Annotated in this window: 3 protein-coding genes; 1 reads left to right on the forward strand and 2 read right to left on the reverse strand. The window is 77.1% G+C overall.

What is annotated here, in order from left to right; genetic code table 11:
* Both DQW06_RS27985 and DQW06_RS27990 read right to left on the reverse strand, forming a co-directional pair.
* The coding region (locus DQW06_RS27985) for a VWA-like domain-containing protein (protein WP_117199605.1) at positions 1-1,327 on the reverse strand (1,327 nt) is incomplete at its 3' end.
* A complete protein-coding gene (locus DQW06_RS27990; protein ID WP_013153953.1) occupies positions 1,324-2,409 on the reverse strand; it encodes a MoxR family ATPase in 1,086 nt (361 codons plus the stop codon). The genes DQW06_RS27985 and DQW06_RS27990, both read right to left, overlap by 4 nt.
* Positions 2,410-2,721: 312 nt before the next feature.
* On the opposite strand from DQW06_RS27990, the gene DQW06_RS29720 reads away from it, so the two are divergent.
* Positions 2,722-2,931, forward strand: a 210-nt coding sequence (locus DQW06_RS29720; RefSeq protein WP_304598568.1) for a ClpX C4-type zinc finger protein, incomplete at its 3' end; no start/stop codon positions are given.

The raw sequence follows: 2,931 nt of genomic DNA on the forward strand, positions 1-2,931 counted from the left end.
GGGGCACGACGTGGGCCCAGTCCGGCGGTGGCGGCGGCGCGGACGGGCCGCCGACCAGTCCGACCGCGACCGGTACCGCCGGAGGCCGGTCCGGCCAGGGCGTGTGCCCGTCGGTGAGCACCAGCAGCAGGTCCGGACGGGGACGCGCCGCCACCGCCGCCGCGATCCCCTCGCGCAGGTCGGTGCCCCCGCCCCCGACCAGCCGGACCTCCTCGGCCCGGCGCACCGTCTGCACGGGGTGGGCGCGCAGGTCGCAGCAGACCACCCGCAGCCGTCGGCCGGGGCCGCAGACCCGGGCGAGCACGGCGGAGGTCTCGGTCAGGAACACCTCCAGCACCGGGTCCGGAACGCTGCCGGAGGTGTCCACCACCACGGCCACCTCCGGCGCCGGGGCGACCATGGACGGCAGCACCGCCGTCCCGCCGCGGACCCGCGGTCCGGGACGGCGCGAGGGGCGCCGGTAGGAGAAGTCCGTCCGGCCCGCGGCCCGGTGCGCGCCCCGCCGCACGACCGCGCCCAGCCGGGCCCGCCAGTCCACCGAGGGGCGCAGCCGCTCCCGCGCCCACCGCAGCCACCCGCCCGGGACCCCGGTCCGCGCGGCGGCCCGCGCGGTGATCTCCCTGGCCAGCGCCAGCTCCAGCAGGTCCCGCTCCAGGCCGTCCAGGCCGCCGGAGGCCCCCGCCGACGCCGTCGTTCCCCGTGTCCCGTGGACGGCGCCGCCGCAGTCCACCGGGTCGGCGACGCTCCGCCCGCCCCGGGAGTGGGCCTCCTCCAGCACCTCGATCAGCGACACGTACTCCTCGGCCAACCGCCCCTCCGGCAGGCCCAGCGCGCGCGGCGAGAGCACCCCGTCCGGGACGGTCAGCCCGTCGGCCTCCAGGTCGTCGTTGACCTCGGCGTCCGCGGCCCGGTTCCACAGGCGCGCGTCCCGCCCGGAGTCCCCGCTTCCGCCGGAAGCCGGACCGAAGTCCCGCCCGGACCCCGGCGCCGCCCTCCCCGCGACGGCCCCTTCGGAGTCCGGGGAGCGCTCGGCGTGGCGGCGGACCAGGTGTCCGATCCCGTGCAGCAGCCACCAGCCCAGCTCCTCCACCGGGGTCGCGGCCACCGTGCCGGGGTCCAGGTGCACGTTCCACCGGGTGTCGGTGGGCAGTGCCCGAAAGTCCGGGTCGGCCACCGGCTCGCCGCCCTCCTCGTCCAGGCGCGGCTCCAGGACGACCGGGGTGAGCGCGAACAGCGCGTGCGCCAGGTACGGGGCGCGCGCTGCCGCCCACAGCCGCGCCGACGCGAACCGTTCCAGGGTCGGGGCCCGCCTATCCCGCGCGTTCACGGCAGCATCCCCGCCGAACGCAGGGCCGGGGCCAGGTCGAGCAGGGCCCGGGGTGTGGCCGCGCCCTCCGGCCGTCCGGCGGCCAGGGTGCGTGCGGCGGTCGCCGCCACGTCCGGGACGGTCCGCGCCACCCGGGCCACGACCTCCCAGGACCGCTCCCAGACCTCGACGCCCCCGTCGGCGACCACGTGTGCGGCCAGTGCGCCGAGCAGGGCGTACAACCGGTCCGCGCGGTCGGGCAGCGCCGCGGAGGGGTCGGCGAGCAGTTCCTCGGGGGAGGGCAGGTCCAGGGTGCGCAGCCACGACAGCGCCTCGAAACCCGCGGCCTCGCCCACCGCCCCGACCACCAGGGCGGCCACGGCCTCCTGCGTGCCGGGGTTGGCCCGGCCCGCCGCGAGGGCCACCGCCGCCATCTCCCAGCTGCGCGGGCTCGGCCAGCCGCGTCCGGAGCGCTCGGGGGAGTCGGGGACCGACAGCACGAGTCCGGGGCGCACCCGCAGGAACGCGCCCACGGTCGCCCGGGCGGCGGCCACGCGCGCGGGGCCCGGCGGCTCGGGTCGGTGCGGCTCGGAGGCGAAGCCGTGGACGAACCCCTCGGCCACGTCGGCGGCGCCGACCTCCCAGTCCAGGTGGACGAGCCGGTTGGCCAGGGGTGCGGACAGCTCCCAGCCGTCGGCGGCCAGACCGGGCGGGTTGGCCGCGGCGACCACGCGCACCCCCTCGGGCAGGGCGAGGTCTCCCACGGCGCGTTCGAGCACCACGCGCAGCATGGCCGCCTGGACCGCCGGGGGCGCGGTGGTCAGCTCGTCGAGGAAGAGCAGGCCCGAGCCCCGCGCGGCCAGGCGCTCGGCCCAGCGCGGGGGAGCGAACCAGGTGCCGTCCTCGCGGACGACGGGCAGCCCGGAGAAGTCGCTGGGTTCGCGGATGGAGCCCACCACCACCTCCACGGGCAGCTCCAGCGCGCGGCCCAGCGCCGTCACCGCGGAGGTCTTGCCGGTCCCCGGCGCGCCCCACAACAGGACGGGCAGGTCGGCGCGGACGGCGAGGGCGAGCGCCGTGCGGACGGCGGAGTGGGACGTCATCTGGTCCTCCTGGGGTGTGCGGGCAGGGCGGAGCGGCGCGTGGCGCGCGTCCCCGCCGGTGGCGAAGGTGTGCTCCCTCCATGAGTCAACGTAGGTTGACCCACGGAAAAAGTCAATCGAAGTTGACGAGAGGGTGGTGCGATGGGATGGCGGGTCGCGCCCCGCCCTCCGGGCGCGGGTGCGAGGCGGTCCTGCTTTGCGGCCCGTCCCGGCAGGGGTTACCGTGAGAATCCGGATGTTGAGATCATCTGGCCTCGGGGGGCGACCCCGCCGAACCGCCCGGGCGCTGCCCGCGTGAGGAGAACGTTTCTAGTGACACGCACCGGTGCCAGTGGGCCCCTGCTCAAGTGCTCGTTCTGCGGAAAGGACCAGGGCCAGGTCCGCCGCCTCATCGCAGGGCCCGGTCACATCTGCATCTGCGACGAGTGCGTCGGCCTGTGCAACGAGATCATGGAAGAGGAGGAGGGCGTCCTCCCCTCGGAGGCCGACTGGGACTCGTTGCCCAAGCCCCGTGAGATCTAC

Source organism: Nocardiopsis sp. TNDT3 (genome assembly GCF_003427465.1).
Taxonomy (GTDB): domain Bacteria; phylum Actinomycetota; class Actinomycetes; order Streptosporangiales; family Streptosporangiaceae; genus Nocardiopsis; species Nocardiopsis dassonvillei.